General features: G+C 43.9%; 27 protein-coding genes. 5 read left to right on the forward strand and 22 right to left on the reverse strand.

Going from position 1 to position 25,328, the window contains the following annotated elements; genetic code table 11:
• Window positions 1-168: 168 nt before the first annotated feature.
• Genes KIT51_08390 through KIT51_08400 form a run of 3 tightly spaced genes read right to left on the reverse strand, consistent with a single transcriptional unit; the run spans window position 169 to window position 1,775 of the window.
• Window positions 169-561, reverse strand: coding sequence for a DNA polymerase III subunit psi (locus tag KIT51_08390; protein UYN88248.1), 393 nt, complete (start codon window positions 559-561; stop codon window positions 169-171).
• Window positions 558-1,079, reverse strand: coding sequence for an acyl-CoA thioesterase (locus KIT51_08395; GenBank protein UYN88249.1), 522 nt, complete (start codon window positions 1,077-1,079; stop codon window positions 558-560). Before KIT51_08395 ends, KIT51_08390 begins: the two co-directional genes overlap by 4 nt.
• 45 nt (window positions 1,080-1,124) lie before the next feature.
• Window positions 1,125-1,775, reverse strand: a complete 651-nt coding sequence (locus KIT51_08400) for a protein-L-isoaspartate(D-aspartate) O-methyltransferase (GenBank protein UYN88534.1) — start codon at window positions 1,773-1,775, stop codon at window positions 1,125-1,127.
• Between the two features lie 187 nt (window positions 1,776-1,962).
• Between KIT51_08400 and KIT51_08405 the strand changes: the two genes are divergently transcribed.
• The 3 genes from KIT51_08405 to KIT51_08415 all read left to right on the forward strand — a co-directional run bounded on the left by KIT51_08405 (window position 1,963) and on the right by KIT51_08415 (window position 5,010).
• Window positions 1,963-2,289 carry a hypothetical protein gene (locus KIT51_08405; GenBank protein ID UYN88250.1) on the forward strand — a complete coding sequence of 109 codons (327 nt, stop codon included), beginning with the start codon at window positions 1,963-1,965 and terminating at the stop codon, window positions 2,287-2,289.
• 70 nt (window positions 2,290-2,359) lie between these two features.
• A complete protein-coding gene (locus KIT51_08410) occupies window positions 2,360-2,719 on the forward strand; it encodes a cation transporter (GenBank protein ID UYN88251.1) in 360 nt (119 codons plus the stop codon).
• A gap of 5 nt (window positions 2,720-2,724) precedes the next feature.
• The gene (locus tag KIT51_08415) at window positions 2,725-5,010 is read left to right on the forward strand and encodes a TonB-dependent receptor (protein UYN88252.1); all 2,286 of its coding nucleotides are present in this window, start codon (window positions 2,725-2,727) and stop codon (window positions 5,008-5,010) included.
• Window positions 5,011-5,051: 41 nt separating this feature from the next.
• Here KIT51_08415 and KIT51_08420 read toward each other — a convergent pair whose 3' ends face one another.
• The 10 genes from KIT51_08420 to KIT51_08465 form a co-directional block, all read right to left on the reverse strand.
• Window positions 5,052-7,757, reverse strand: coding sequence for a CHAT domain-containing protein (locus KIT51_08420; GenBank protein ID UYN88253.1), 2,706 nt, complete (start codon window positions 7,755-7,757; stop codon window positions 5,052-5,054).
• 2 nt (window positions 7,758-7,759) lie between these two features.
• Entirely contained in the window at window positions 7,760-8,704 is a 945-nt protein-coding gene (locus tag KIT51_08425; protein ID UYN88254.1) for a hypothetical protein, read from the reverse strand.
• 22 nt (window positions 8,705-8,726) lie between these two features.
• Window positions 8,727-9,263 (reverse strand): hypothetical protein, encoded by a 537-nt coding sequence (locus KIT51_08430; protein ID UYN88255.1) that lies wholly within the window; start codon window positions 9,261-9,263, stop codon window positions 8,727-8,729.
• 123 nt (window positions 9,264-9,386) lie between these two features.
• On the reverse strand, window positions 9,387-10,364 hold the full coding sequence (locus KIT51_08435) for a M23 family metallopeptidase (protein ID UYN88256.1): 978 nt from the start codon (window positions 10,362-10,364) through the stop codon (window positions 9,387-9,389).
• Between the two features lie 12 nt (window positions 10,365-10,376).
• Entirely contained in the window at window positions 10,377-10,916 is a 540-nt protein-coding gene (mog, locus tag KIT51_08440) for a molybdopterin adenylyltransferase (GenBank protein UYN88257.1), read from the reverse strand.
• A gap of 10 nt (window positions 10,917-10,926) precedes the next feature.
• On the reverse strand, window positions 10,927-11,976 hold the full coding sequence (locus tag KIT51_08445) for a rhodanese-related sulfurtransferase (protein UYN88258.1): 1,050 nt from the start codon (window positions 11,974-11,976) through the stop codon (window positions 10,927-10,929).
• A gap of 92 nt (window positions 11,977-12,068) precedes the next feature.
• Window positions 12,069-12,692 carry a hypothetical protein gene (locus KIT51_08450; GenBank protein ID UYN88259.1) on the reverse strand — a complete coding sequence of 208 codons (624 nt, stop codon included), beginning with the start codon at window positions 12,690-12,692 and terminating at the stop codon, window positions 12,069-12,071.
• 7 nt (window positions 12,693-12,699) lie between these two features.
• On the reverse strand, window positions 12,700-13,707 hold the full coding sequence (locus tag KIT51_08455) for an amidohydrolase (protein ID UYN88260.1): 1,008 nt from the start codon (window positions 13,705-13,707) through the stop codon (window positions 12,700-12,702).
• A gap of 65 nt (window positions 13,708-13,772) precedes the next feature.
• Window positions 13,773-14,432: a gluconate 2-dehydrogenase subunit 3 family protein gene (locus KIT51_08460; GenBank protein UYN88261.1), complete on the reverse strand. Its 660-nt coding sequence runs from the start codon at window positions 14,430-14,432 to the stop codon at window positions 13,773-13,775.
• Entirely contained in the window at window positions 14,429-16,168 is a 1,740-nt protein-coding gene (locus tag KIT51_08465; protein ID UYN88262.1) for a GMC family oxidoreductase, read from the reverse strand. The genes KIT51_08460 and KIT51_08465 overlap by 4 nt, the downstream gene beginning before the upstream one ends.
• A 79-nt stretch (window positions 16,169-16,247) precedes the next feature.
• Between KIT51_08465 and KIT51_08470 the strand changes: the two genes are divergently transcribed.
• Window positions 16,248-17,642, forward strand: a complete 1,395-nt coding sequence (locus KIT51_08470; GenBank protein UYN88535.1) for an alpha-L-fucosidase — start codon at window positions 16,248-16,250, stop codon at window positions 17,640-17,642.
• A 6-nt stretch (window positions 17,643-17,648) separates the two neighbouring features.
• On the opposite strand, the gene KIT51_08475 is transcribed toward KIT51_08470, so the two are convergent.
• From KIT51_08475 to KIT51_08515, 9 genes are all read right to left on the reverse strand, one after another.
• Complete coding sequence (locus tag KIT51_08475; GenBank protein ID UYN88263.1) at window positions 17,649-17,909, reverse strand: hypothetical protein; 261 nt, start codon at window positions 17,907-17,909, stop codon at window positions 17,649-17,651.
• Between the two features lie 48 nt (window positions 17,910-17,957).
• Window positions 17,958-18,191: a membrane protein insertion efficiency factor YidD gene (yidD, locus tag KIT51_08480; protein ID UYN88264.1), complete on the reverse strand. Its 234-nt coding sequence runs from the start codon at window positions 18,189-18,191 to the stop codon at window positions 17,958-17,960.
• Between the two features lie 79 nt (window positions 18,192-18,270).
• Window positions 18,271-19,767, reverse strand: a complete 1,497-nt coding sequence (gene cysS, locus KIT51_08485) for a cysteine--tRNA ligase (GenBank protein UYN88265.1) — start codon at window positions 19,765-19,767, stop codon at window positions 18,271-18,273.
• A gap of 76 nt (window positions 19,768-19,843) precedes the next feature.
• Window positions 19,844-20,737 carry a DUF72 domain-containing protein gene (locus KIT51_08490; protein UYN88266.1) on the reverse strand — a complete coding sequence of 298 codons (894 nt, stop codon included), beginning with the start codon at window positions 20,735-20,737 and terminating at the stop codon, window positions 19,844-19,846.
• A 71-nt stretch (window positions 20,738-20,808) separates the two neighbouring features.
• The gene (locus KIT51_08495; GenBank protein ID UYN88267.1) at window positions 20,809-21,093 is read right to left on the reverse strand and encodes a 2TM domain-containing protein; all 285 of its coding nucleotides are present in this window, start codon (window positions 21,091-21,093) and stop codon (window positions 20,809-20,811) included.
• The gene (locus KIT51_08500; GenBank protein UYN88268.1) at window positions 21,077-21,700 is read right to left on the reverse strand and encodes a DUF2306 domain-containing protein; all 624 of its coding nucleotides are present in this window, start codon (window positions 21,698-21,700) and stop codon (window positions 21,077-21,079) included. Before KIT51_08500 ends, KIT51_08495 begins: the two co-directional genes overlap by 17 nt.
• Window positions 21,697-22,611 (reverse strand): alpha/beta hydrolase, encoded by a 915-nt coding sequence (locus tag KIT51_08505; GenBank protein UYN88269.1) that lies wholly within the window; start codon window positions 22,609-22,611, stop codon window positions 21,697-21,699. Before KIT51_08505 ends, KIT51_08500 begins: the two co-directional genes overlap by 4 nt.
• 40 nt (window positions 22,612-22,651) lie before the next feature.
• A complete protein-coding gene (locus KIT51_08510; protein UYN88270.1) occupies window positions 22,652-22,936 on the reverse strand; it encodes a transcriptional regulator in 285 nt (94 codons plus the stop codon).
• Window positions 22,929-23,516: a hypothetical protein gene (locus KIT51_08515; GenBank protein ID UYN88271.1), complete on the reverse strand. Its 588-nt coding sequence runs from the start codon at window positions 23,514-23,516 to the stop codon at window positions 22,929-22,931. The genes KIT51_08510 and KIT51_08515 overlap by 8 nt, the downstream gene beginning before the upstream one ends.
• 167 nt (window positions 23,517-23,683) lie before the next feature.
• Here KIT51_08515 and KIT51_08520 point away from each other — a divergent pair, with 167 nt between their 5' ends.
• Entirely contained in the window at window positions 23,684-25,327 is a 1,644-nt protein-coding gene (locus KIT51_08520) for an amidohydrolase (protein UYN88272.1), read from the forward strand.
• Window position 25,328 lies beyond the last annotated feature (1 nt).

Raw genomic sequence — 25,328 nt, forward strand, 5'->3', positions numbered from 1 at the left:
GATTCAGTTTATTTTCTACTTTCTGTCAGCGTTCTTTATGCCTGTTGTGAAACGAGTACAGGCTTATTTCTATAATCTGCCTTTAAAAAGCAGCGCAAAGATAGAATAACTGATAAAACCTGCAAAAACGATCAGAATTAACAGAATTTGAGGTTTTGAATGACTTGGTCAGCCGTGGTTGAATAGCTCCCGAAGGGCATTCCATAATTGTTTCTTTTTAGCCTCATCAAATGCCCTCAATGAGTCGGCCTCAAGCACATGCACACCGTTCCAATTACTTACCTGATACGGTGTGTTTACCTGCGCGATTTTACTTCCAAATGATAAAACAACAGGTGGATTAAAGACCAGTAACTCGGCCATATCTGCTTTCTCTTTTACAAGTATTTGTACTTGTGCCATTTTAAGTTTTACAGCGCCAAGAATTTTGCTTAACAATTCAATTTCGTTTGGACTGAGGGATGACCACTCTTGCGGGACCAGTATAATTACTCGTCCTGGAATTTTATACAGGTCTTCTGTAAAGGTCTGTTCAATGGCCTCCCGTTGTAAACTCATCATTCAATGTTGAATATAGATTTCAATTCGTGGGCATCCTGAGGTTTCATACGACCGGCCAGTATAAGGCGTAATTGTCTTCTTCGAAGGGCGCCATTGTAAAACTCTTTATCCTTTTCAGTTTCAGGTTCAATTTCCGGCACATCAATCGGGCGGCCACTTTGATCAACAGCAACAAAAGTAAAATACGCACTATTGCTCTCCATCTTTTTTCCGGACGGAATATCCTCGGCATCTACATCAATGCGTACTTCCATGGATGAATTAAACGCGCGGGTCACGTTGGCTTTAAGTGTGACCACATTACCCAAAAGAATGGGATGTTTAAACGAAATGTTATCAACAGAGGCTGTTACAACAATTCGGTTCGAATGTTTTTGCGCAGCAATGGCTGAAACAATATCCATCCAGTGCATGAGTCTTCCGCCCATCAAATTATTTAAGGTGTTTGTATCATTGGGAAGCACCAACTCAGTCATGCTCACAAACGATTCACGGGGAAATTTCTTTTTTCTTGGCATCTTATTTTGAGTAATGACTAATGATTAATGATTAATGATTAATGACTATTTTTTCCAACCTTGCTCACCCAATAGCGGCACAAAACTAAAGTAATCAAACTCTTCTTTTATCAGCTGACCATTGTTTTTGTGTATCTTCACCATCACTTGCTTTTCGCGATTACCTACGGGTATTACTAAAATCCCATCTTCGGCTAATTGGTTAATCAGTGCATCCGGAACAACAGGTGCGCCTGCCGTAACAATAATCTTATCGAAGGGAGCCTTTGCAGGAAGGCCTTTTGATCCATCGCCATAAAAGAAGTATGGTTTATACCCCAGTTTTGGCAGAAATGACTTTGCTGTTTCGTAAAGCTTTTTGTTGTATTCAATCGTATAAACTTTCGCACCAAGTTCCAGTAAAATGCAGGCCTGATAACCCGAACCCGTTCCAATCTCCAATACTTTATCGCCAGGTTTTATTTCCAGTTTTTCCGTTTGGAAGGCTACCGTATACGGCTGGGATATGGTTTGACCTTCCCCAATGGGGAAGGCTTTGTCCTGGTAAGCGTGCTCCAGCAGGGCATTATCAAAAAAAACGTGCCTGGGAACCTTGCTTATAGCAGCTAAAACATGCTCGTCTTTTATACCCTTGTTTTGGATAATTTTAACCAGCTTATTTCGCAGTCCGCGCTGCTTGTAATTATCCTCCAACATTTCGTTTTTGCGCAAAAAAGGGCATTTTTTGCCCATAAACAAAGTTTCAGAAAATCTTTAGGAAAATTGAAACCAACCCGCGTACTTTAGGGTTCTCTCATGCACAGTGAATAAGCTTTTTGCCATAGCGTTCACGTGTATTTACCTGCTCCTGACAGTGGGTGTGGCCAAAACCACACACTACTGCATGGGGCGGGCAAAATCCGCGGAAATCTTCAGTTTTGAGGCCCAAAAATGCGCCTGTAGTGGCTTTACCCCCGAAAATTCAGGATGTTGTCAAGATGAGCATGAAATCATCAAAGTTGATGATAATCAGTCATTTACGGTTTCATTAGTTTTGGATGCTCCTGCGCTGTTCTCCATCAGAACAGTGAATGATCAGTTAGAATTTGTATCTATAATCGATAGAACGAGTGTATATACTCACATAGACGATTATATTCCTCCACCCGAAGCCTTATTCAAGGTTAATTGCAGTTTTCTTTTTTACGATGGTCACGATTTGATAGTTTAAGCTACCATCAAGGTGGTTTGTTGCACTTCTACAGTATCATTTTGTTCAACTATCAAATCGTAAACATTTTATGAAATCAAACATCATTATCATATTTCTTCTGATCGGCTCTGTCGTTGCTTTTGCACAATCAAAATCGAAAGTTATTACGGCAAATATTAAAGTCTACGGAAACTGCGGTATGTGCAAAGAGCGCATTGAAGCAGCGCTCGATTACAAAGGCATCAAGACTGCAAAGTGGGATGCTAAAACTAAAAATCTTTCAGTAGTCTATAGTCCGTCCAAAATAACCGAACAGAAAATCCATGAGTTGGTAGCAGCCGTTGGTCATGATACGGATAAAGTAAAGGCGAAGGATACCATTTATGCTGATCTGCCTTTTTGTTGCTTATATCGTGATCACGATCACGAAGGAATGGACGACAATTAAGGGTTATGTTCAGAAATTCAAATTTTAGAATCGCTATAATGTTGGCGGTTGTGCTGTATTCCATTTCGGTGAATGCGCAGAAGCTGATGGGTGTTGTGGTGGAGAAGAACGCTAATGGTGTTGATGAGCCATTGGCAGGTGCCAATATTGTTTGGATGGGTTCTACAACGGGTACTACCTCCGGTAGCAATGGAGTATTCATGATCGATCGGGTGGAAGGTACATCAAAACTGGTGGTGAGCTATGTGGGTTATAAATCCGATACGTTGACCATTACCAATCAAACCCGCATTAAAGTTACACTCGTTTCTGATGAGTACTTGCAGGAGGTTACCGTAGTGGGCTGGAGACCTTCTTCGGGAATAGATCATGCGCGAGGCATCAATACGGTTATCATGACGGAGAAAGAATTGTTCAAAGCTGCATGTTGTAACCTGTCTGAAAGTTTTGAAACCAATCCATCCGTTGATGTGGCCTTTACGGACGCCATTACCGGAACGCGACAAATTCAAATGCTCGGTTTATCAGGACCCAACACCATGATATCCATTGAAAATATGCCGGGGGTGCGGGGCCTGGCTTCAAGCCAGGGTATTCAATTCATTCCGGGTACATGGATCAATTCGATACAGGTAACCAAAGGGGTGGGCTCGGTAATTAATGGATACGAAAGTATTGCCGGCCAGATCAATGTTGAGATGAAGAAGCCTGAGGAGAGCGAAAGACTGTACATTAATGGATATGTTAACAATGCTGCCCGATCGGAATTAAATGTAAATTATACGGCACACACCAGCGATAAATGGGCGACAACATTTTTGCTTCATGGCAGCACGCGTCCATTTGAGATGGACAGCAACGATGACTCATTTTTGGATTTTCCCACCGGATCGCAACTTAATTTTATAAACCGATGGGTGTATAACAACAATAAAGGGTTATTAGGGCAATTTGGTATTAAAGTATTAACCGACACCAAACAAGGCGGCCAAACTGATTTTAATCCCGAACAGGATAAGCTAACAACGAACCGTTACGGATTTGAAATTAATACTCAACGCTATGAAGCCTGGGGAAAGTTAGGTTATCAGTTTACCGGTAAGCCTTATAAAAGCATAGGCTTGCAACTTTCGGCCACGCGGCATGATCACGATAGCTATTATGGTTTCAATATCCATGCTGCGGATGAAAAGTCTCTTTATGTCAACCTGATTTATCAGTCTATTATCGGTTCAACCTACCATAAGTTTAAAACCGGTATTAGTTTTTTGTACGATGATTTTAAAGAATCTTTGGCTAATCCTGTCTTGGCGATCAATTATAATGGTAGCCTGTTAAATGACATTACTTTTAACCGTACCGAAATGGTGCCCGGAATTTTTGCGGAGTATAGCTATGATGGCAATGGAAAATTTTCGGCCATTGTGGGGGCCCGTGCTGACTATCACAGTTTGTTTGGTACGTTGTTTAATCCCCGCATCCATTTAAAATATGATGCTACTGAAACAACTACATTACGCTTATCGGCAGGTAAAGGTGTTCGGGTTGCAAATATCCTTACCGAAAATACAGGTATACTGGCCTCTTCCCGTCAGCTTGTTTTTTCAGGACTGCAGTCTGGCAAGGCATATGGTTTTAAGCCCGACCAGGCCTGGAATTTTGGGATAACCCTATCGCAGGATTTTACCTTGGATTATCGCCCCGGTGCGATCACCATGGATTACTTCTTTACGGATTTTGAAAACCAGGTTGTTCTTGACCTTGATAACACGGCACGAGAAGCAAGATTTTTCGGACTTAATGGTAAATCATTTTCGCACAGTTTTCAATTTCAGGTTGACTATGAGTTGATGCGCAGGTTTGATTTACGTATGGCTTATCGCTGGCTGAACGTACAAACTGATTATACAGAAGGCAGGTTAGCGCGGCCGCTCATTCCGGAGCACCGCGCATTTGTAAACCTGGCGTATGAAACAAAAAATAAGTGGAAGTTTGACTACACCGTGCAATGGATGGGGAAACAACGCATACCTGATACTTCACAGAATATTTCCGACTATCAACTTCCAGCATACTCGCCCGATTACTTTTTAATGAATGCGCAAATCACAAAAGACATTAAAGATAAATGGAGTGTTTATCTGGGCGTGGAAAACCTGAACAATTATACACTGGATAATCCCATTATAGCTGCTGACCAACCGTTCAGTCAGTATTTTGATACTTCCCTGGTGTGGGGCCCGATTTTTGGAACCATGGCGTATGCAGGCTTTCGGTTCAGGATCAAATAAAATACAGACGCATGCCTGAAAATTTTATCAGGCATGCGTTTCTAAAACCCAACAAGAATAAATGGGGCCCAATAGTAGGGGGCACTATAAGTTGAATTAATCATTTTTAACTTTGCCTGCTGTAGCTTTTTGCTGTAATCGCCAGATGGTTTTTCAAGCAGCATTTTGTAAAAGTCGGTCATTAGTTGTGCGGTCGACTCATCCGCCACGCTCCAAAACGACACCATTATATTTTTAGCCCCAGCATATACCAGCGCGCGCGATAACCCAATAACGCCTTCACCTTTTGAAATTTTACCCAGCCCGGTTTGGCAGGCGGACAGTGTAACCAGGTTAGCATTTAAGTGAAGGTTGTAGATTTCGCCCGAGAACAGTTTTCCATCTTCGGCCTCCGAATCGCCACGAAGGTATATGCGCGAAAGTTCAGGGTTATTCTCATCCACAATACCGTGTGTGGCAAGGTGCACCACCGAAAAGTTTTTCAGGTTTCCTCCCTTCAGGTTGGTTTCTGTTGCCCGGTTATTCAACAATACTTCGGTGGCTATGTTCTTGCTTGCAAAAAGTTGTTGTATGGTATTTATCTCTTCTTTTGTTGCCGGTAAATCGTTAAGGTATTCGTTTGCGGGAAACGTTACTGGCGCACAAAGCAGTGCAGATTTAATAGTGGTTGACTGACTTTTTTTCTGAAGTAATAAGCCAGCAGAAAATTCATAACGGATACTGTGTCGTTTTACCAGGTAGGGCAATGAAGCGTATGGTGCCTTGGTGTCTTTTACATTTTTTGTTAGCAGAACTTCAAAAGGTATTACACTTAACCTGCCCGTGGGAAGAATGACAAAGTCGTTGATGGATGAGGGTATGCGCCTGGGTATTAACAACCGGTATAGTTTGCGCGCAGTGGGTATATACACCTCTTCGCCCATATAGAACAAAGCGTTGCGCAAACCTGTAATGCTGCGGTCATAATCGGAAGGCAATGCTTTATCCGTTATCCGGAAGTTTTTTTTGGTAAGCGTAAGTATGTATAGCCTGGCTGCATTTCGTTTACTGTCATCAATAAAGTAACTGATTACAGCTGTCTTTTCAGGGATGGTACTTTGTATTTCACTAATGGTGGGTGCCGTTGTGTTATATTTTAGATTATAATATTCGGGATACTGTTTTTCGAGGTTTTGTACAAAAGCCTGATAGCTTTGGTTGAGATGAAAAGCTGTTTCACGAAGGTACTTTTCTTCCTCCTCGGATGGTTTTTGCGCCAGCTTTTGCGATACGAGCGCCAACGCTGTTTTAAGGCTCATCTCCTCCTGCAGCAATTCATCGGGAACACTGGCAAAGGATTTGGCGTTTGTGTCGGCTATGGCATCCAGCAATACAGCCGATTTACTTTTTTCGGCAAAGTAAAAAGCCAGTTGACGGTAATTTTTGCGTTTTCTAAAGGCAATGTCACTTAATGTATACGCTATCCGAACACCATCGGCATATACTTCATTGGCAATGGCGCCAAGGGCAATCTTATCCGATTCGTTGGAGGCTTGTTTGCGTAAGCGGTCAATCAGGGAATCACATTCTTGAAGAGTTTTTAAGCCAAGGTCAAGGTCTCTTTGTTTTAATGTTTTTCCAAAATGACGGGCTTCAAGGGTTTGAGCTTTGTACATCATGGAGTACAGCAACTGGTTACCGTTGTAAAAATTTTCGCCACCCGGATTTGTTCCAACGTCTTCCGAATTATAATCGGCAACGTTGGCAATCAATGCCTGCTGATAACTTTTTAAAGCTTCGTTGTAACGATCATTCGATTGGTGGATGTTGCCAATGCGGTTATACATGGCGGCAACATCCGGATGTTTGGTACCGTGCGAGGCTATGTACATGGCCAAAGCTTTTTCGTAAAACTCCATGGCTGTTTTCTTGTCGTCCAATTTGGTATAGGTATAGCCCAGGCTTGATAGCACGAAAGCTTTAGAGGCATTTGGTTGTGGATTTATTTTTTCCCAAGTGGCCAGGGCGGCTTCGTAGTAGTTGATGGCATCACCGTAGAGTTCAATTTGTGCATAAGCAAAGCCAAGGTTTGAGTTGGCAACGGCAAGCTTTGGGTGGTCTTTTCGATACAGCTTTTCATAGATGGCTAAAGCTGCTTCATAATACTCGATGGCCTTATCAGGATTCGGGATATTATTGGCAAAGCCAAGGTTATTGTAGGATGATGCGATTAATTCATGTTCGTCAGGCAAAACACTTTGGCGCAACGTTAAGGCCATTTGAAGTTGCTCTTCGGCTTGCTGGTACTTGCCTGTGCCGATATAAGCCAGTCCCAGGTTTGATAAAGCTTTCGCTGTTTCAAGGGGTTGGTTCATGCGTTGCAGGATGGCGGTCGCTTCAGCCAGTTGTTCAATTGCTAAATCGTATCGCCCCTGGTTTACATATAAAAAGCCAATGGTTGATTGTGTAATGGCACTTAACAGTGCTGAATTTTTTGATTGATTGGTCTTTGACAGGATATCGCGAAGTACTTTATCGGCATCTTCAAACTTGCCCAAACCAATCAACGCTTCTGCCTTTCGGTTGGAAAGAATAATATTCGTGTCAGTATCCTTTGTGCTGGTTTGTTCGATTTTCTGGATAGCATCCTGGTAGCGCGATTCAACAAGGAGGGCATCAACTTCATTAACCAGTACCTGATTTGTTTTTTGGGCTTGCGTTGCCAGGCTAAGCAGCAACAAACTATATAATACGAATTTCCTTGCCATGGTCAGAACCGGTAAAAATAACTAAGTGTCATAACGTCTTCACGGGTCAGTCCATCGGGGTTTACATCACGTTGGGTAATTTTTTTACCGGCCAGCAAACGAACACCCGATTTCACGTTAAAGCTGTAACCTGCTGTAACAATGCCCGAAAGGGCCATGCCTAAGGTACCCTCTAATTTTATGCGTTCCTCCGTATTGGTATTAAGGATTTCGTCTTTCGTTATCCGCCAAATAGGAAGCAACCCGATTGAAAAGTTGAACTGAGAAAAACGAAAGTTACGTTCGGCACGGAACATAACATCGGTGCCGCGTTTTAATTCGTAACACAAATTATTTTTACGCACATAATCCGGCCCGCCTTCGTACACGGGTATCCATTCAGACCATTTGAATTGGTTTCCGATTTTATTAAATGGATGTTGAATGCCTGTAGCAAACAGCCACTTTCTGTTTACTAACGATATACCGGCAATGGCATCGTAAGTGCCCAGGCTGGTTTGATAATACATGGGTAAAGGAAGGCCAAATTTATCGTCTTTGAGGTTGGCGTTGTTTGAAGGTATCTTGCCTCCAAGGGTGATGCCGATATCAAATTCTTCCGATGAATACAAATTCCGGGTTAAGCAATAGGAGATGTCGCCCATACCGCCTGTGCTCCCAAAATTTCCTTTAACGGCCTGGTAAGGAAGTTTAACCTGGAAAAAAGTCTTGTTATCAATAATGTTAAAGCTCATGTCCAGGTTGGCTACATACACAACCGGAGATAGGGTAGTGGTGCCACGGTAAAAACTTAACTCCATAGAACGAAGTTTTAACGGCACCTTTTTATTGAAAGGCTGGTCGGGTTTCATGGCACCCATGGTACAGAACCCTGCGTCACTGCATCCTTGTGCCCAACCGTTAGCGGTTAAGCCTGCAAGCAGTGTGAGTAGAATTAGTTTTCTCATAGGTTCATTTTTTAAATTTGCATTAGTCTGCACGCTGCCCACTTATGGCTACTGCGTCTATTTCATTCCAACCTTCTACGGCTGGTGAGTTTAACGCCAACCGAACGGCATCAACCAGGTAGGTAGTTTCCCTAAAATAGATTGTGAATATCCGGGCTGCAGCCGGTAAATCGGTGCGGGCTGGTTTGGAATAAACTTTCTCCCATTTTTTGGTATCGGCATGCCGTATATAAATAGTGTCGATAGCCCCAGGGTTGTAGGTTTCGTAGATTTCAATGGTGTGGACCGTTTGAACGGGGTTGAACCCAAGCACGAGGTATTCGCGCTGGTTGTCTTGTGTTAAAGGCGACCATGCTTTGGGAAGGTCGCCATAGTTGGGGTATACATCATTTTCTCCCAGTGCTTCAACGGCTGTGTAGCCGGGTACCGCGGTGTAATGCGAGCTGAAGTCAATTACCGAACTGGCGAATTGCCGGTTTTTGATTCCCTTAAATTCTTCTACGTTCGAGCATCGGCTGAAAGTTAAACTGATGAAAAGCAGGAGGAGGGTCTTTTTCATCTGGATGGATTAGGATATGGTGGTTCAAGGTACAAACCTCACCAGAAAATTCCTATCATAAAAAAGCCTGCAGGTTAGTGCAGGCTTTTGGTAAATCTAAATATTATGTATTGCAGTAGCGTACTACATTCCCAGCGACTGGTTTTCGATTGAGGCCAGCTCAATAATTTTTTCGTAATCTGCCGGAGAAAGGTCGCTGTAAAAATAGTGTACCGGATTGATCATTACTCCGTGCAGCATTACTTCGTAGTGCAGGTGTGGTGCAGTTGAAAGCCCGGTGTTACCAACATAACCGATCAAATCACCACGTTTGATTTTCTGGCCTTGCCGCACTGCAAAATCATGCATGTGTGCGTAGCGTGTTTTATAGCCAAAACCGTGATCGATAACAATCATTTTACCGTAGCCGCTGAACTTTACGTTCACTTCTTCAATTACACCATCAGCCGTGGCATAAATGGGTGTGCCTATCGGTGCGGCAAAGTCCACCCCGGTATGCATTTTTTTAACCTTATAAACAGGATGGATACGCATACCAAAACCCGATGCCAAGGCAACAAGTTGTTTGTTGGCTATGGGCTGGATTGCGGGAATGGCTGCAAAAAGTTTTTCTTTATTTTCAGCCAGTTCAATTACCTCATCTTGTGATTTTGATTCGATGTAAATTTTCCTGCGCAGCTTATCTATTTTTTCATGGAGACTAACGATAGCTTCTTTATGAAGCATATTTTTCTCTTTTATTTCAGCATAACGTTCGGCACCACCAACACCGGCATTCCGAACTGATTTATCAATGGGTTCAGCCCCTAACACAACACGATAGATATTATCATCGCGGTGTTCCATGCCGTCTAATGTTGTACTTAACCGTTCTACTTCTTCGTTCAACCTTTCGTAATAGTATTCCAATTCCTTCACTTCATTTTTCAGCAGGAGCTCTTTGGGTGATTCGAAGTAGGTACTGAACATGAGGTAAATGCCCGCGGCCATGAGCAGGGTAAGAAAAAATAACCCTAACGCATTCAAAATTATGTCGCTGGTTTTGGTCCTGACACGCTCGTACTTGCAGGTTTCGGTGTCGTAGTAGTATTTGATTTTCATAAAAACTTGCAATTATAGTGAATGCGGCCTGAACGGTTTTATGACCTCCTCATTGCATTCGATGAACGGTCCTTCCAGCAGATCAATGCAATATGGGATCGCTGGGAAAATAACATTCAGGCACTGCCGGATTGCCTTAGGCTTACCCGGAAGGTTCAAAATTAAGCATTTTCCCCGAATTCCTGCGGTTTGCCTTGAAAGGATGGCCGTAGGCACGTATTTGAGGCTTTCCTGGCGCATAAGCTCGCCAAAGCCTGGCATCATTTTATGGCACACCGCCTCGGTTGCTTCCGGGGTCACGTCACGCTTGGCGGGTCCGGTTCCTCCGCTGGTAACAACCAAACAACATCCTTTATTATCGGCCATGTCGACAATGGTTTGTTCGATCAGGTGTTGTTCATCGGGTATCACTGCGTAAACTTTTTGCCATGGACTCTTTATATATTCATGAAGCGCGGCCTCAATTTCTTTTCCGGGTATATCTTCATAAATACCCTTACTGGCCCGGTCGCTAACGTTGATAATACCGATAATTATTGGTTGTGTGTTCATTGCTAAATAATCATAGTATTTGTTCGGTCTTTACTTTAAGGCCTAACTTTTCCGACCTTCCTTTTTTAAATACCTGCCTTCCTTTATTGATTCCTTTCCGGATATTTTTTTGTTGTTCGACTGGCAGGGTAATAACCTCTTTGCATTCTGATGAGCAACAGCCGTTGAATTTTTCAGCGCAAGCTTTGCATTGGATAAACAACAAGTGGCAACCATCATTTTTACAATTGGTGTGGTCATCGCAGGGTGAGCCACACTGGTGGCATGTACTGATGATTTCATTGGAGATACGTTCGCCAAGGCGCTCATCGAAAACGAAATTCTTACCGATGAATTTATTCTCCAATGCTTGTTCTTTTACCTGGCGAGCATACTCAATAATGCCTCCGTTTAACTGATATACATTTTTAAATCCGCGGTGCTTCATCCAGGCGCTTGCTTTTTCGCACCGAATTCCTCCCGTGCAATACATGATTACCTTTTTTTCTTTTTTGTCTTCCAGCATTTTTTCAACAACCGGAAGCGCTTCGCGGAAAGTATCAGCATCCGGACAGATGGCGTTTTTGAAATGCCCTACTTCGCTTTCATAATGATTGCGCATGTCTACCACAATGGTGTCCGGATCTTCGGTAAGTTTATTAAAGTCGGGTGCGTTGAGGTGTATACCACTGTTGGTTACGTCAAATGAACTGTCGTCAAGTCCATCGGCAACAATTTTTTTGCGTACCAATATCTTCAGTTTGAAAAATGATTTGCCATTGTCTTCAACGGCAATGTTCAACCGTATTCCGTTTAGCCATGGTGTGGCGTACAGCAACGATTTGAACGCATTAAATTTTATAGTAGGTACACTTATCTGGCCATTGATGCCTTCGTGGGCCACATAAATTCTACCCCAAACATCAACTGAAGCAAAATCAAGGTAGAGTTTATCCCGAAAGGCTTTGGGGTCTTCAATGTGATGATATTTATAAAAGGACAGCGTAGTCCTTTCGGGGTTGGGAGTAAGGTAAAGCCGCTCCTTGAGGACTTTTCCTTCAATTCGGTTAAATAATTGCATGGTTATTAGTGTCTTTCGCAGGAAAACCTAATAGACTGCAAATATAGCGTAATCGCTGGAGCCCGTAAAATCTAAAGTGTTTGACCTGGTAATCAGTTCTGCCGGGGCTTTAATTCTCCACGTACCAATTGATTGTACTCATCGCATGTTAGAAGTCCGTGTTTATCGCAATACATGCACGACTTGTATTCGTTACCAAAGGTGCCCTTTTTTACAATTACAGTCGTGCCTTTACACACGGGGCATATCACTTTTCCGGAAGGGCCGCAATCAATGTCATAACTTTGTGAAAGCACTTGTTTGGCTTTGGATGCTTCTTTTGAGCGCTCGGTTAAAACTTCGGCTTCTGCTTTTTTCAGTATGTCAACAGCTTCGGCATAATGCTGGCCGGTTGTACCTTTCAATTGAATGTATTTGCTTAGCCAATCGGCACTTTGCTTGTATTTATTTAAATAGTATGAGTTTTTACCAAAATAAAAAGTAAGATCGGACGGGACACCTTTTATATTGTTGATGACGTATAGAAATTTTTCATCGGCCTGTTCGTAACGTCCTTCATTCAGGTCTTCAATTCCTTCGTCCATAGTTCGTAATAACGTAGCCCTTCTTGCTTGTTCCTGATCTGCCCGCAGTTGTTGAACAGCATTTTTATCGCCCTGCTGGGCATAGGATGTGACCATTGAAAGAAAAAGCAAAAGCAGGAGACTGTGCCTCATAGTTATTTTATCCAAATCTGTTGTTGTCAACCCCCAACCATTGTAAAGGGGCTTTATAAAAAATATCTTCTTTAATGGATGGGTCGAGATTCATGTCTTCAATAAACTTGCCAATTTCCAAATCGCCAAGTGGAAAAGGATAATCGGAACCTAACACTACTTTATCGGGGCCAACCATCTTCAATACGTACTCCAGCATTATCGGGTCGTGGGTTATGCTGTCAACCCAAAACCGGCCCAGGTAGTTGCGCGGGTTTACAGGATTATCAATGGCCACCAAATCGGGTCGGCAGTTAAAGCCATGTTCAATGCGACCAAGCGTTGCCAGAAACGAGCCACCGGCATGTGAGAACATGACCCTTAGTTTTGGCAGCCTATCAAAAATTCCGCTAAAAATCATAGAACAAATGGCCCGGGTCGTTTCAGCCGGCATGCCTACCAGCCAGGGCAACCAGTAGCGTTGCATGTTTTTTTGGCCCATCATATTCCAAGGGTGCACCATTATGCACATGCTTAGCCGTTCGCAGGCTTCAAAAATGGGGAAGAAGCGTTCTTCATTTAAGTTGAGGTCGTTTATGTTTGAACCGATTTGAATTCCCTGCAAGCCGATTTTCTTACAGCGTTCCAATTCTTGTATGGCCAGTTCGGTGTCTTGCATGGGCACAGTGGCCAGCCCTAAATAATGTTTTGGATATTTTTCAATGAGTTCTACCAGGTGGTCGTTCAGGAATTGCGAAAGGTCCAGGCAATCTAAGGGCTTGGCCCAATAGGAAAACATAACAGGTATTGTACACACTACCTGGACCTGCGTATTAAATTGGGCATACTCATCAATTCTTAATTTCGGGTTCCATGCATTTTCTTTTATTTCCCTAAAGAACTGGTTACCCCGCATCATTTTGGCAAAACCTTTTTTGTGGTGTTGCAAATAAATAAAATCGCCATACCCGAATTTATCCGTCCAGTTGGGTAGCTTTTTGGGAATGATGTGCGTATGGGTATCGATTTTAAGCATGGACTGAATTAACAATCCTGCAATATCGGGGATTTTTGAGTTAGTCTGAAGGTGGATAGAAAAGTTTATTGATCATCCCATGGTACACTTTCCTTAAGTGTATGTTCATCATAACGCAACCCATACTGTTCCAACACATCTTGCGGTACACCATCCCAACGGTTAGGCGTATTGCCTGCATAGCCAAGATCTTTTAACCCCATCTGGCTGGTGAAAAATCCGGTGGCGGTTAAATCGCGTAACAAGTTAAAAAATGCTACTCCCTGTTTCATTTCCGGTTTTGCTTTTTCGGGGTAGGCAATCTCATCTACAAGTGCAAGCTGTTGTTCGGATGAAGAATCAATAAATATTTTGTTATGTCGCTTGAGGCACTTAACATCAAGCCACTTGAGTCCACCGCGAAGCGGCAGTTGATGGCGCTGCATATCCTTTACAATAAATTCAATAAAATCATGAACGCCTGCATCGGTAGCGCTGCCACTGGTTTCATCTTTTGGTATGATGATATCGATCAATACTTTGATGGTACTCATCTCATGGTCGTCAAAGAATTTGTCAGCCAACAGTTTTTCATCGCGCACCTGTTCAAAGGGGTGCCTGTCTATTCCGGATGTTTTTACTGGAATTGATGCTGTTTCTTTTTTATCAGTGTCGCACGACTGCAGCAGCACACCGGATGATATGGCCGTTAAGGCTATTGCTTTGAGAGACTCTCTTCTCTTCATATGTTCTGTTGTTTAAACTGCTCAATAATATAATCGGATGCTCTCCAGGATAATGCGAGTATGGTCCATGTTGGATTTTTATCAGCCTGTGAAACAAATGGTCCGCCATCCACCACAAAAAGATTTTTACAATTGTGGGCCTGGTTGAATTTGTTTACCACCGAACGTTTAGGATCATTCCCCATGCGTGTTGTGCCTACTTCGTGAATGATTCTTCCGGGTGTTTCCAGTCCGTAATTTGTTTCAGGTCCGGCAACTCCCCACGTAATAACAGCACCCATGTTGTGCATCAGTTCCTGAAAGGTTTCCTGCATGTGTTTGGCCTGTTTTATTTCGTGGTCGCTCCATTTATAATGGAATCGTAAAACAGGAATGCCGTATTTATCGACCACACCATTCGGGTCAATTTCGCAATAGTTACTTTCCAGGGCGATTGCTTCACCCCGGCCGGCCATGCCCACCGATGCGCCCCAGTAATAGCGGTAGTCATCTTTCAACGCTGTACCATACCCCCCACCTGTTTTCTGGTTTCCGTTTCTATCGGGAAAGCGACCGTTCAATCCCTGAATACCAAAACCAAATCCGTAACCGGGCATGCCCATGCCGCCCCAGTATTCAATGTGGTACCCTCTTGGAAAATCCAGTTTCTTATTGTCTAACCACCAGGGCGTGTAAACATGCATACCACCCACACCATCTTCGTTATAGCGTTTCCGGCCAAACAGTTTAGGAAGCACACCGCCAATGGCAGCACCGGTTGAGTCGTGCAGGTATTTTCCAACTACGTTGCTTGAGTTGGCTAATCCGTTGGGATGCGCTTTTGATTTTGAATTTAATAACAATCGGGCTGACTCGCATGCGCTGGCTGCCAACACCACTACCTTTGCTTTTACCTGGTATTCCTGAAAATCATCTTTCGCCACGTATGAAACGCCAGTGGCTTTTCCGTTTTCATTGGTTAGTACTTCGCGCACCATGGCGTTAACGATCACATCAAGGTTGTTGGTTTTTGTGGCCGGCTTAATCAGGCACGATGACGATGAGAAATCGCCATATACCGTACAACCTCTGTTACATTGTGCGCAATAGAAACATGCACCACGATCGTCATTAATTTTTTTGGTAAGAATGGATAGGCGCGAGGGGATAACCGGAATACTCTGTTTGGTTGCCGCCTCCTTGATCATGAGTTCGTGAAGCCTGGGCTTTGGTGGTGGTAGAAATTTTCCATCAGGCTCATTAGGAATTCCTTCTTTGCTTCCAAAAACACCGATCAGGTCATCGACTTTGTCATAATAGGGGGCAACATCATCATAACCGATTGGCCAGTCTTCACCAAGGCCATCATGACTTTTGCCTTTGAAATCTTTCGGACCAAAACGAAGTGAAATTCTTCCCCAGTGGTTGGTTCTTCCGCCCAACATACGCGATCGAAACCAATCGAATTGTGTGCCGGGTACACGGGTGTACGGTTCGCCTTCCATTTCCCACCCGCCATAGGCAGCATCAAAATCGCCAAAAGGGCGAAAGGTTGTACCGGCACCTCTGCGCAACGATTCCCAAGGCCATTTTAACTGTGTTACATTTTTTGCAGGATCGTACCAGGGACCGGCCTCAAGCACAACTACCTTTAGTCCTGCCTGGCTCAATACATAAGCGGCCATTCCGCCACCCGCACCGGAACCTACGATACAGACATCATACACGGTACTGTTCTCTTTGATCTGAAAAGGCATGAAGTGAATTTTTTATATTCGATAAATGTAGAATTTTCTTTTAAGTTTAAAAACCGGTTTTTGTATGAAGGAAATTTTCATGAAAAGATTTTTCATAGCAGCTTCATTACTCATAGTTTATGGTTGTTCGCGACCTGAATTAAAACCATTTGGTGCAGTGCCTTCAGCAAGTCAGTTGAAGTGGCATGAACTGGAGTACTATATGTTTATCCATTTCGGTCCGAATACTTTTACCAATGTGGAGTGGGGGCATGGCAACGAAAACCCTGAAGTTTTTAACCCCACACAACTCGATTGCAGGCAATGGGCGGCTACCGCAAAACAAGCAGGAATGAAAGGTATCATCATCACGGCCAAACACCACGATGGCTTTTGTTTGTGGCCGAGTAGATTCAGCACGCATACTGTTCGTGAAAGTGCGTGGAAAAATGGAGAGGGTGATGTACTCAGGGAATTGTCGGAAGCTTGTCGGGAGTATGGATTGATGTTTGGTGTTTACCTGTCTCCCTGGGATCGCAACCATCCCGATTACGGTACTCCAGAATACAATCAGGTTTTTGTGAACATGTTAGAAGAAGTGCTTACCAATTATGGTGAAGTGTTTGAACAATGGTTTGATGGCGCAAACGGGGAGGGGCCTCATGGTAAGAAGCAGGAATACGATTGGCCCTTGTTTAACAGTACGGTGTATAAGCATCAACCAAATGCAATCATTTTTAGTGATGCTGGGCCGGGCTGTCGTTGGGTTGGAAATGAAAATGGTTTTGCAGGACTTACCAATTGGAATACACTAAACGTTGATAAGGTCTATCCGGGTTACCCCGATTTTCATGAACTTACATCAGGGCACGAAGATGGAACGCATTGGGTGCCTGCCGAATGTGATGTGTCGATACGACCAGGATGGTTTTACAGTCCGGATACTGATGACAAAGTAAAATCATTGGAAGAGTTGGTTGAGATATACTACGGCTCAGTGGGCCGCGGTTCAAATTTATTACTGAATGTGCCGGTGGACAGGAGAGGACTGATTCCGTATGCTGATTCGGTACGGCTGATGGAATTGGCTGAGGTGATCAATAAATCTTTTAAAGAAAATTTGGCTGTGCATGCCTATGTACGTTCATCATCTTCTCTCGGAAATTACAAGGCAGGCAATCTCATTGACAATAATCCCCGCACATACTGGGCTTCTGCTGACTTGTTATCTGAAATCGAACTGACATTTAGTGAAGCAATAACCTTTAACAGGATTGTTCTTCAGGAAGGAATTGAATACGGGCAGCGGGTGAAAGAATTTGCAGTGGATGTATGGAGAAATGATCGTTATGAAGAGCTTGATCGACAAACAACTCTTGGTTACAAAAGAATCTTAAGCTTCGATGATCTTACCACAACCAAAGTCAGGGTAAGAATCACCAAAGCAAAAGCTCCACCTGTGTTGGATGGAATTCAACTCTTTAAAGTTGAGTAACAATAATTATTCACCTCTCCTGCGTTTTACCCTTCTGTCAGTTCTGGTTTGTTTACGGTCAATCCGGTCGCCCCGCCTTTCAACGCGGTTGTCAACCCGGCCGTAACCATTGGGGTTGCGCTTCTCAATACGTTCCTGGCGATTTTGGTTTACGTTTTCACGCTTTTGCAAATTCTTCTGGCGTATGTTTTGGTCAGACTGAGCCATAACAGTGTTGGCTGTTATTAGAAATAGTGCAAAAAGGCTGATTAAAATCCTGGTTTTCATTTTAGTTGTGTTTTAACGCTGTCTTTGATTGAACTCACCCGAAAAGGTTTAATCAGCGATATTTTTTTTCTTTGGTACCGGATCATACCCACTCGTTCCCCAGGGATGGCATCGTGCTATACGCTTCATACCCATCCATGTGCCTTTCAATGCACCCCATTCCTGTATAGCCTCTATTGTATATTGAGAACATGAAGGCGTATGACGGCAATGCGGACCCAGAAACGGAGAAATGCTGAGCTGGTAAAAACGGATGGGGAGGATGAAAATTTTTTTTAGCATTTTTTAGTTGCAAGTTTCGAGCCGTGAGCTACAAGTTTGCTGTATCAATATTCACAAACTCGCAGCTCGTAACTCGAAGCTATTCAATAGTATATGTTATCTCTCCATCTTTCCCATCCATCAATTGTACACCCAGCGCTTTTAAATCATCCCTGATTTTATCCGACAAGGCATAGTTCCGGTCGGTGCGGGCTTTTTTACGGAGTTCAATCATCACCCGGATAACACCGTCCAGCAGTTTCTGGTTCTGGTTGCCCTCTTCCTGTAAACCCAATACATCTTCCATAAAGGTAATGTAGGCCGACTTGAATTTTTGGAAGGTGTCAACATCAACATCAGTTAATTTATAATTGCCTGATTTGATGTCGTTGATTCGGGATGACATTTCAAACAATACCGCAAGTGTTTTTGCTGTATTGAAATCATCGCTCATGTTGCGATAAGCTTCATCGATGAGCTTTAGCAACTCTTCATCTTGTTTCCCACCCCCACCCGGATGTTCAAGTTTTTTAATGGTACTCAATGCGTTGCTTAATTTCTTATAGCCTTTCTCTGCGGCCTGCAACGCTTCGTTCGAAAAATCAAGGGTGCTTGAGTAATGCGATTGCAACATAAAAAACCGTACGGCCATGGGACTGTAGGCTTTTGCCAGCAGGGGGTGAGTGCCCGTGAAAAGTTCGCGCGGTAAAAAGGAGTTTCCTTTCGACTTACTCATCTTCTCACCGTTTACGGTAAGCATGTTGGCGTGCATCCAGTAGCGCACCGGTGCTTTGCCGTAGGCGCCTATACTTTGCGCAATTTCACATTCGTGGTGTGGGAATTTTAAATCCATACCGCCACCGTGAATATCAAATTGTTCTCCGAGGTATTTTGTGCCCATAGCCGAGCACTCCAGATGCCAGCCGGGTATGCCCTCACCCCAGGGTGATGGCCAACGCTGGATGTGGTTGGGAGACACTGCTTTCCAGATGGCAAAGTCAACGGCATGTCGTTTTTCATCCTGCCTGTCCAGTTCACGTGTGCCTTCCAGCAGTTCATCAATGTTGCGGCCGCTAAGTTCTCCGTACTTATACTTTTCCATGAACTTGCGCACATCAAAGTACACCGAGCCGTTTACTTCGTATGCATAACCGTTGGCTAAAATTTTCTTCACCATCTCAATCTGCTCAACAATGTGCCCGGTTGCAGTGGGCTCAATAGAGGGCGGAAGGATGTTGAATATCCGGCATACTTCATGGAAACTGAAGGTGTACTTTTGAACAATTTCCATAGGCTCCAGTTGTTCAAGCTTGGCGCTTTCTTCAATGCGGTCAACGCCTTCACCGGCATCGTTGGTCAGGTGACCAGCATCGGTAATGTTGCGCACGTAGCGGACTTTGTAGCCGATGTGTGTTAAGTACCGGTACACTACATCAAAGGCTGAAAAGGTGCGCAGGTTGCCCAGGTGTACTTCATTATATACGGTTGGTCCGCAGGAATACAGTCCCACAAAAGGCGATTTCAACGGAGTGAATACTTCTTTTTTGCCCGAAAGCGAATTGGTTATGGAAACCGGGTATTTTTCAAATAAACTCATAATACAAAAGTCGGAGCGAAACTACTAAAAAGTGAATAGTAGATGGTTGTTGGTTGTTGGTTTTTCGTAATAAACTTTACTGCTCAACAAACTCGGGAACATGGATGGTTGTTCCCAGTTGCTCATTGATTTTCGGGATGAGGTACCGACATAGTTCGGGTGAGTGAAGTTCTTCGTGTTGGTGCATAAAAAAGTACATCGAATCTATACCCTGATCAGACCAGGATTTCATTCGATTGATCCACTCATCACAGCGCGTGTAATCTGTTGGATGGAGCCCATTGCCGACAAAGCGGATAAATGCCGATGGGGTGGTTAGGCGCATGTGCACGCAATCCCTTCGGCCGGAGGCATCGGTAATAATGGTGCCTGATTGGTTCCGTTCGAGCATGGTGAAAACAGCATCGAAGGCTTCCGGGTTAGCGAACCAGTCTTTATGACGTAACTCGGTATAGAGTTCAATGTCTTTGGGAAGGGACTGGATAAAAGTTTCCAGGATCTCCAGTGTTTTTGGTCCCATCCCGGGGTGCGGCATCAGGAAAACCGGGCCAAGGTTTTTTCCGAAACCGGAGATGCCATCCAGGAAACGATCCGTAAGTTCATCCACATCTTTCAGCCGTTTGATGTGCGTAATCTGGTCAACAAACTTGGGGCAGAATTTAAAGTCATTGCCTACTTTGCTTTTCCATCCGCTGGTTTGCTTGCGTGTGGGCATGCGGTAGAAGGTGGCATTTAACTCAATGCAGTTGAATTGTCGCGCATAGTGTTCAAGAAAATCACCAGCCTTGGTTCCTTTCGGATAAATTTCCCCAACCCAGTCGGGCCGGCCCCACTTGGCACAGCCTACAAAAACAGTGGGCTTGGATTTTTTTGCTTGCTTTTTAAGAAGCGCAGTAGTTTCAGGCCTGTCGGGTGGGAGGGTGAAATCTATTTTTTCTAACTCATCAGATGAAACACGGCCGAATTCCATTGTTCAATTTTCAATTAGCCAATGTATCAATTAGCCCATGGGTCTCCAAATTGGCTAATTGAAAAATTGAATCATTGTTTTCTCATCCTCTCCATCTCTTTTTGTATTTCCTTCTCTTCCCATTCATCTCCAAACACGAAATTTTTCCTGAACAGACTAAGGCCGTGGAAGAAAATACCGATGCCCCAGCCAAGCCATACCCATTGTACCCACCAATGCCCGGGATTAGAGTACCAGTTGATAAAGGTTAAAAACAAGCAAATGGTTATGTAGCTTAACAGGTGACTGTAAAATTCTTTTTTGCGTTTTACGCGTTTGCGTGCTTCGCGGTAGAGTTTGTCATCGTTGTTGTTCATGTGAATGGAGTTTTTGTGTATGAATATTTTTAATCCACGATTGATGGTTCTTTATAAAGATAAAGACTCCAACACCAGTTACCGTAACGGAGGCAGTAACCACCATGACAGCGAAAGGTAAGCCCGGTATACGTACAATGATTTCCGATGCAAAGGCTGCGTACAGCCCGATGACGGAATAGTACATCCATGTTAAGTGGCGCACCAACCATCTGCCTGATGATTGCCGGTTAATCAACGGTAATATTCCCATCAATAGCGTTAACATACTCACTAATGCTGCAACATGAAAGGGGCCAAACCGCCCGAATAGCCGGTACAGTCCGAAGGCTGTGCCGTTTAGTATGAGCATCGAAGCAATATACCCATAGCCGGTACTACGATGCGACCGTGTTCCTTTCGTGCTGAAGAGAACGATTGTTCCTGTGATTAGTGCAAGGATTGCACTGAATAAATGGATCAATCCGGTTGGGCTGTGAACCAATGAATTGCCGGCCATGAAAGCCAGTTTTTGCATTTCCTGCTTTAAGGCTTCAGGTGCGGTACCCTGGGCTTTTGCCAGCACCGTTCCCAGAAAAGTGATGACGATGATAATTAATGATTTCATTGATAGTATCTATTTTTGTTGGTGCTAAGAAACTTATCCATCTGTTCAAAAAACCACTTCGGGTCATCGTACATAATGAAGTGTTTCGCAGTATCGGTTAACTGGATAGTTACATTTTTCACATGTTGATATTGATCGGAGAAGTTCTTTAACGCGCTTTCATGTGTTACACCATAGTCTTTGTAGGCAATCCATGCACCTAAAACGGTTACCGGTACATTAATGGCGGCAACATCATTTCGCAAGTCGATGGTTTGAAGTTCATACATGGCCTGCGCCACGGTAGGCGCGTGCGATTCAAGTCCCCAGCGGCCAATTAATTCAAGTTTATCGGGTGAAGATGCCATGGTGCTCAGGTAATACTGCTGACTTTGCTTTATTTGTTCAGGTGTTGCGTTCTTCATCATGTCGCGCATACTGGCGGCCATGGGTTTTATGGTCTCAACCGTAGCCGCAGGATTTTGAATGGCCGGCAGAAAGGGGAGCGCATCAACAATGAAATTGGGTCCGACTAAATCCGGTTCTACCGCGCTGATCCACAGACTTAAAAAACCGCCCAAGCTATGACCAACCAGAATCGGCTTCTTTAGTTTGTTGTCTTTGATGTATCCAATCAATTCATCGCGCATGGTTTTCAGGTACTCAGCCGTTTCAATAGCTGGTGTTCCTGCAAAACCCGGAAGCGAAATCACGTGCAAGGTGTAGGTGCTTTTGTACCGGGCTATGGTTTCATTCCAAACGTCACCCGGGCAGGTCAGTCCGGGAATAAGGATGATGTGCTGTTTTCCTTTTCCAACTTTTTCAACTTTAAACGATGGACTGGCGGTTGCTTCTGATTGAAGCAAGCAGAGGGCGATTATACAGGTAATCAAGCCTGCTACGAGATAGATTTTTTTTGTTATGGTTCTCATATTAAACTGGTTTATTTTATAAACTAAATGAATAAAAAAATTATGGTTTGATGTATTGCTTCAAGGCGTTTACGTATTCTTCAAAAGCTTTCATTCCTTTTTTTGTAATCATACATGTAGTCAGCGGTTTTTTTCCTTTGAAGGATTTTTCAATAACTATATAACCTGCTTCCGAAAGTTTATCCAATTGCACGCTCAGGTTGCCTGCGGTTGAATTTGTTTTCTCTTTTAGAAACGTAAACTCTGCCGACTCCACGCTCATAAGTATTGACATAATACCCAGGCGTAATTGTGAATGCAGCAGTGGATCAAGTTCTTTAAACATTGTTCTCCCGCTGATTTTTCAGTATGTACCCCGGAATTAGATAGCCCAGCATAACAGCAAGGCCTCCAATCAGAATTTGTTCGGTAGGATTAACCAGGTAACATGCAATGCCTGCTAACCAAAAGGTTATGCCGCCAAGTATGAGTGGCCTGAATCGAATAATGATTCCCGAAAGAAAAGTGGCCGAACCAATGGGCATCATAACAATGGCGTTAATCATCCAGTTTAACTTCGCTCCAAAAAACCAAACCGGCAAAATACTGATGGCCATGGTAATCCAGAGCCACTTATTTATCTCGGCAAGATGTGTTGTAGCGCCTTTTTGCTTTTGTTGCTTATTGGCATAGATCACGGTGGCAATCCAGGCCGGTACAACAAGTATCCAGACATAGGGTGCGTATTGAGGAAAACTTGAAAATTTAAAAATCAAATACATGCCGAAATTACAGATGGCAATGACCCAGCCCCATAGCAAAAAGTAAAAGCTGCTCCGTCCGATGTTGCCTTTAACCTGGTTGATCATGTTGGCAATCAGTTCCAGGCTTTCCTGCGGATTCAGGTTGTCGTTTTTGGTTTCCATATACGGCATTAACGGCACAAACATAAAATAGTTTATAATATAAACTAAATATTGAATTTTTATTTGATTTTAGGCCAAAATCGAATTTTTCCGGTAATATAAATGCATTTGGTTGAGCCTGTAGAATACGCTACTTTCGGAAAGTACAATCTAAACCTATCCCTATCATGACCCGGATTTTTACCTTCTTCCTGTTGTGCTCATCGTTTCTGCTTTACTCCCAACCGGAGGTGCAGCGGCTTGAAAAACTTAAAACGGAAGCCGTTGCCGAAGTTGAAAAACTTGCCCCGCTTGGCCAGCAAATCAATGATATGCTTTTCAGCTTTGCGGAGTTAGGCTTTCAGGAGTTTGAAACCTTTAATTACCTCACCACGCTGCTGGAGAAAAACGGATTTAAAGTGCAGAAGGGGATAGCCGGTGTGCCTACCGCATGGATTGCCACATGGGGCTCGGGTAAACCTTTGATTGCATTAGGCTCGGATGTGGATTGCATTCCTAAAGCTTCGCAGAAGCCGGGTGTTGCGTACCATGATCCGCTGGTGGAAGGTGCACCCGGCCATGGTGAAGGGCATAACTCCGGTCAAGCCGTTAACATCATTGCTGCACTGGCACTCAAAAAAATAATGGAGCGCGAAAAAATTTCAGGGACATTAATGTTGTGGCCCGGTATTGCCGAAGAGTTGGTGGGCACAAAGGCTTATTACGTTCGTGCCGGCTATTTCAAAGATGTTGACGCCTGCATTTTCACCCACGTTGGCAATAACCTTGGCGTTTCGTATGGCGATTCGGGTATGAACGGATTGGTTTCCGTTCGGTTTAATTTTGAAGGATCTGCCGCTCATGCCGCGGGCGCACCGTGGCGTGGACGAAGTGCACTCGATGCGGTGGAGTTAATGAACATAGGCTGGAACTTCAGGCGCGAGCACCTTGAACTTACCCAGCGATCGCACTATGTTATTTCCGATGGAGGCGACCAACCGAATGTTGTTCCCTCTAAAGCATCGGTATGGTATTATTTCCGCGAGCGTACCTATCCGGATATCAAAAAATTGTTCGACACCGGTGTAAAGATTGCTGAAGGTGCCGCCATGATGACCGACACCAGGTTTACCTACGAAATTCTTGGCTCGGCATGGCCCGGTCATTTTAACAAACCGCTTGCCGAAGCGATGTACGAAAACATCAAGAAAGTTGGTTTACCCCAGTGGTCGGCCGAAGACCAACTGCTGGCCAAAGCAGTGCAGTTGGAAATGAAAGCACCAAAGGTGGAAGGTCTCGCGGTAAAACTCGATACGCTTGGTCTTCCGAGCCCAACCGGTACAATCAACGTAATGGGTCGCCAACTTATGGCCATGGGCGGGGGTTCCGATGATATTGCCGACATCAGTTGGTCGTTGCCTACCATTGTGCTTCGCTATCCTTCCAATATCCCAGGCTTGCCGGGTCATCATTGGAGTAATGCCATTACCATGGCCACGCCCATTGCACACAAGGGGATTTTATACGGAGCCCGGGCCGAAGCCATGACATTACTCGATATGTTATTGAAGCCTGAAATAATAGCCAATGCCTGGACATACTACCGCACTGAACAGACCAAGGAAATCCAGTACACTCCGTTGGTGGGCGAGAAAGACAATCCGGCTATTTACCTGAACCAGAAAATCATGGAGGAGTACAAACCCAAGCTCAAGCCGCTGTATTACAATCCGACAAAATATAAAACCTATCTTGAGCAATTGGGTATTCAATACCCTACCTTGCGGCCTGATCAAAAGGAAGCCATTCAAAAGTTAGAGTCGAAGAAATAGC

It is taken from the genome of Cyclobacteriaceae bacterium (assembly GCA_025808415.1).
Taxonomy (GTDB): Bacteria; Bacteroidota; Bacteroidia; order Cytophagales; family Cyclobacteriaceae; genus UBA2336.

Excerpts from the sequence above, each read along its gene's own strand:
- KIT51_08430 (UYN88255.1), bottom strand. The coding sequence starts at position 9,263 with ATGAAAAAGACCCTCCTCCTGCTTTTCATCAGTTTAACTTTCAGCCGA.
- KIT51_08420 (UYN88253.1), bottom strand. The coding sequence starts at position 7,757 with ATGGCAAGGAAATTCGTATTATATAGTTTGTTGCTGCTTAGCCTGGCA.
- KIT51_08505 (UYN88269.1), bottom strand. The coding sequence starts at position 22,611 with ATGAGAACCATAACAAAAAAAATCTATCTCGTAGCAGGCTTGATTACC.
- KIT51_08515 (UYN88271.1), bottom strand. The coding sequence starts at position 23,516 with ATGGAAACCAAAAACGACAACCTGAATCCGCAGGAAAGCCTGGAACTG.
- KIT51_08445 (UYN88258.1), bottom strand. The coding sequence starts at position 11,976 with ATGCAATTATTTAACCGAATTGAAGGAAAAGTCCTCAAGGAGCGGCTT.
- KIT51_08435 (UYN88256.1), bottom strand. The coding sequence starts at position 10,364 with ATGAAAATCAAATACTACTACGACACCGAAACCTGCAAGTACGAGCGT.
- KIT51_08465 (UYN88262.1), bottom strand. The coding sequence starts at position 16,168 with ATGCCTTTTCAGATCAAAGAGAACAGTACCGTGTATGATGTCTGTATC.
- KIT51_08490 (UYN88266.1), bottom strand. The coding sequence starts at position 20,737 with ATGGAATTCGGCCGTGTTTCATCTGATGAGTTAGAAAAAATAGATTTC.
- KIT51_08415 (UYN88252.1), top strand. The coding sequence starts at position 2,725 with ATGTTCAGAAATTCAAATTTTAGAATCGCTATAATGTTGGCGGTTGTG.
- KIT51_08475 (UYN88263.1), bottom strand. The coding sequence starts at position 17,909 with ATGAAAACCAGGATTTTAATCAGCCTTTTTGCACTATTTCTAATAACA.
- KIT51_08405 (UYN88250.1), top strand. The coding sequence starts at position 1,963 with ATGGGGCGGGCAAAATCCGCGGAAATCTTCAGTTTTGAGGCCCAAAAA.
- KIT51_08410 (UYN88251.1), top strand. The coding sequence starts at position 2,360 with ATGAAATCAAACATCATTATCATATTTCTTCTGATCGGCTCTGTCGTT.
- KIT51_08500 (UYN88268.1), bottom strand. The coding sequence starts at position 21,700 with ATGAAATCATTAATTATCATCGTCATCACTTTTCTGGGAACGGTGCTG.
- KIT51_08395 (UYN88249.1), bottom strand. The coding sequence starts at position 1,079 with ATGCCAAGAAAAAAGAAATTTCCCCGTGAATCGTTTGTGAGCATGACT.
- KIT51_08450 (UYN88259.1), bottom strand. The coding sequence starts at position 12,692 with ATGAGGCACAGTCTCCTGCTTTTGCTTTTTCTTTCAATGGTCACATCC.
- mog (UYN88257.1), bottom strand. The coding sequence starts at position 10,916 with ATGAACACACAACCAATAATTATCGGTATTATCAACGTTAGCGACCGG.
- KIT51_08400 (UYN88534.1), bottom strand. The coding sequence starts at position 1,775 with ATGTTGGAGGATAATTACAAGCAGCGCGGACTGCGAAATAAGCTGGTT.
- KIT51_08425 (UYN88254.1), bottom strand. The coding sequence starts at position 8,704 with ATGAGAAAACTAATTCTACTCACACTGCTTGCAGGCTTAACCGCTAAC.
- KIT51_08390 (UYN88248.1), bottom strand. The coding sequence starts at position 561 with ATGATGAGTTTACAACGGGAGGCCATTGAACAGACCTTTACAGAAGAC.
- KIT51_08460 (UYN88261.1), bottom strand. The coding sequence starts at position 14,432 with ATGAAGAGAAGAGAGTCTCTCAAAGCAATAGCCTTAACGGCCATATCA.
- KIT51_08520 (UYN88272.1), top strand. The coding sequence starts at position 23,684 with ATGACCCGGATTTTTACCTTCTTCCTGTTGTGCTCATCGTTTCTGCTT.
- cysS (UYN88265.1), bottom strand. The coding sequence starts at position 19,767 with ATGAGTTTATTTGAAAAATACCCGGTTTCCATAACCAATTCGCTTTCG.
- KIT51_08495 (UYN88267.1), bottom strand. The coding sequence starts at position 21,093 with ATGAACAACAACGATGACAAACTCTACCGCGAAGCACGCAAACGCGTA.
- KIT51_08455 (UYN88260.1), bottom strand. The coding sequence starts at position 13,707 with ATGCTTAAAATCGATACCCATACGCACATCATTCCCAAAAAGCTACCC.
- KIT51_08510 (UYN88270.1), bottom strand. The coding sequence starts at position 22,936 with ATGTTTAAAGAACTTGATCCACTGCTGCATTCACAATTACGCCTGGGT.
- KIT51_08470 (UYN88535.1), top strand. The coding sequence starts at position 16,248 with ATGAAAAGATTTTTCATAGCAGCTTCATTACTCATAGTTTATGGTTGT.
- yidD (UYN88264.1), bottom strand. The coding sequence starts at position 18,191 with ATGCTAAAAAAAATTTTCATCCTCCCCATCCGTTTTTACCAGCTCAGC.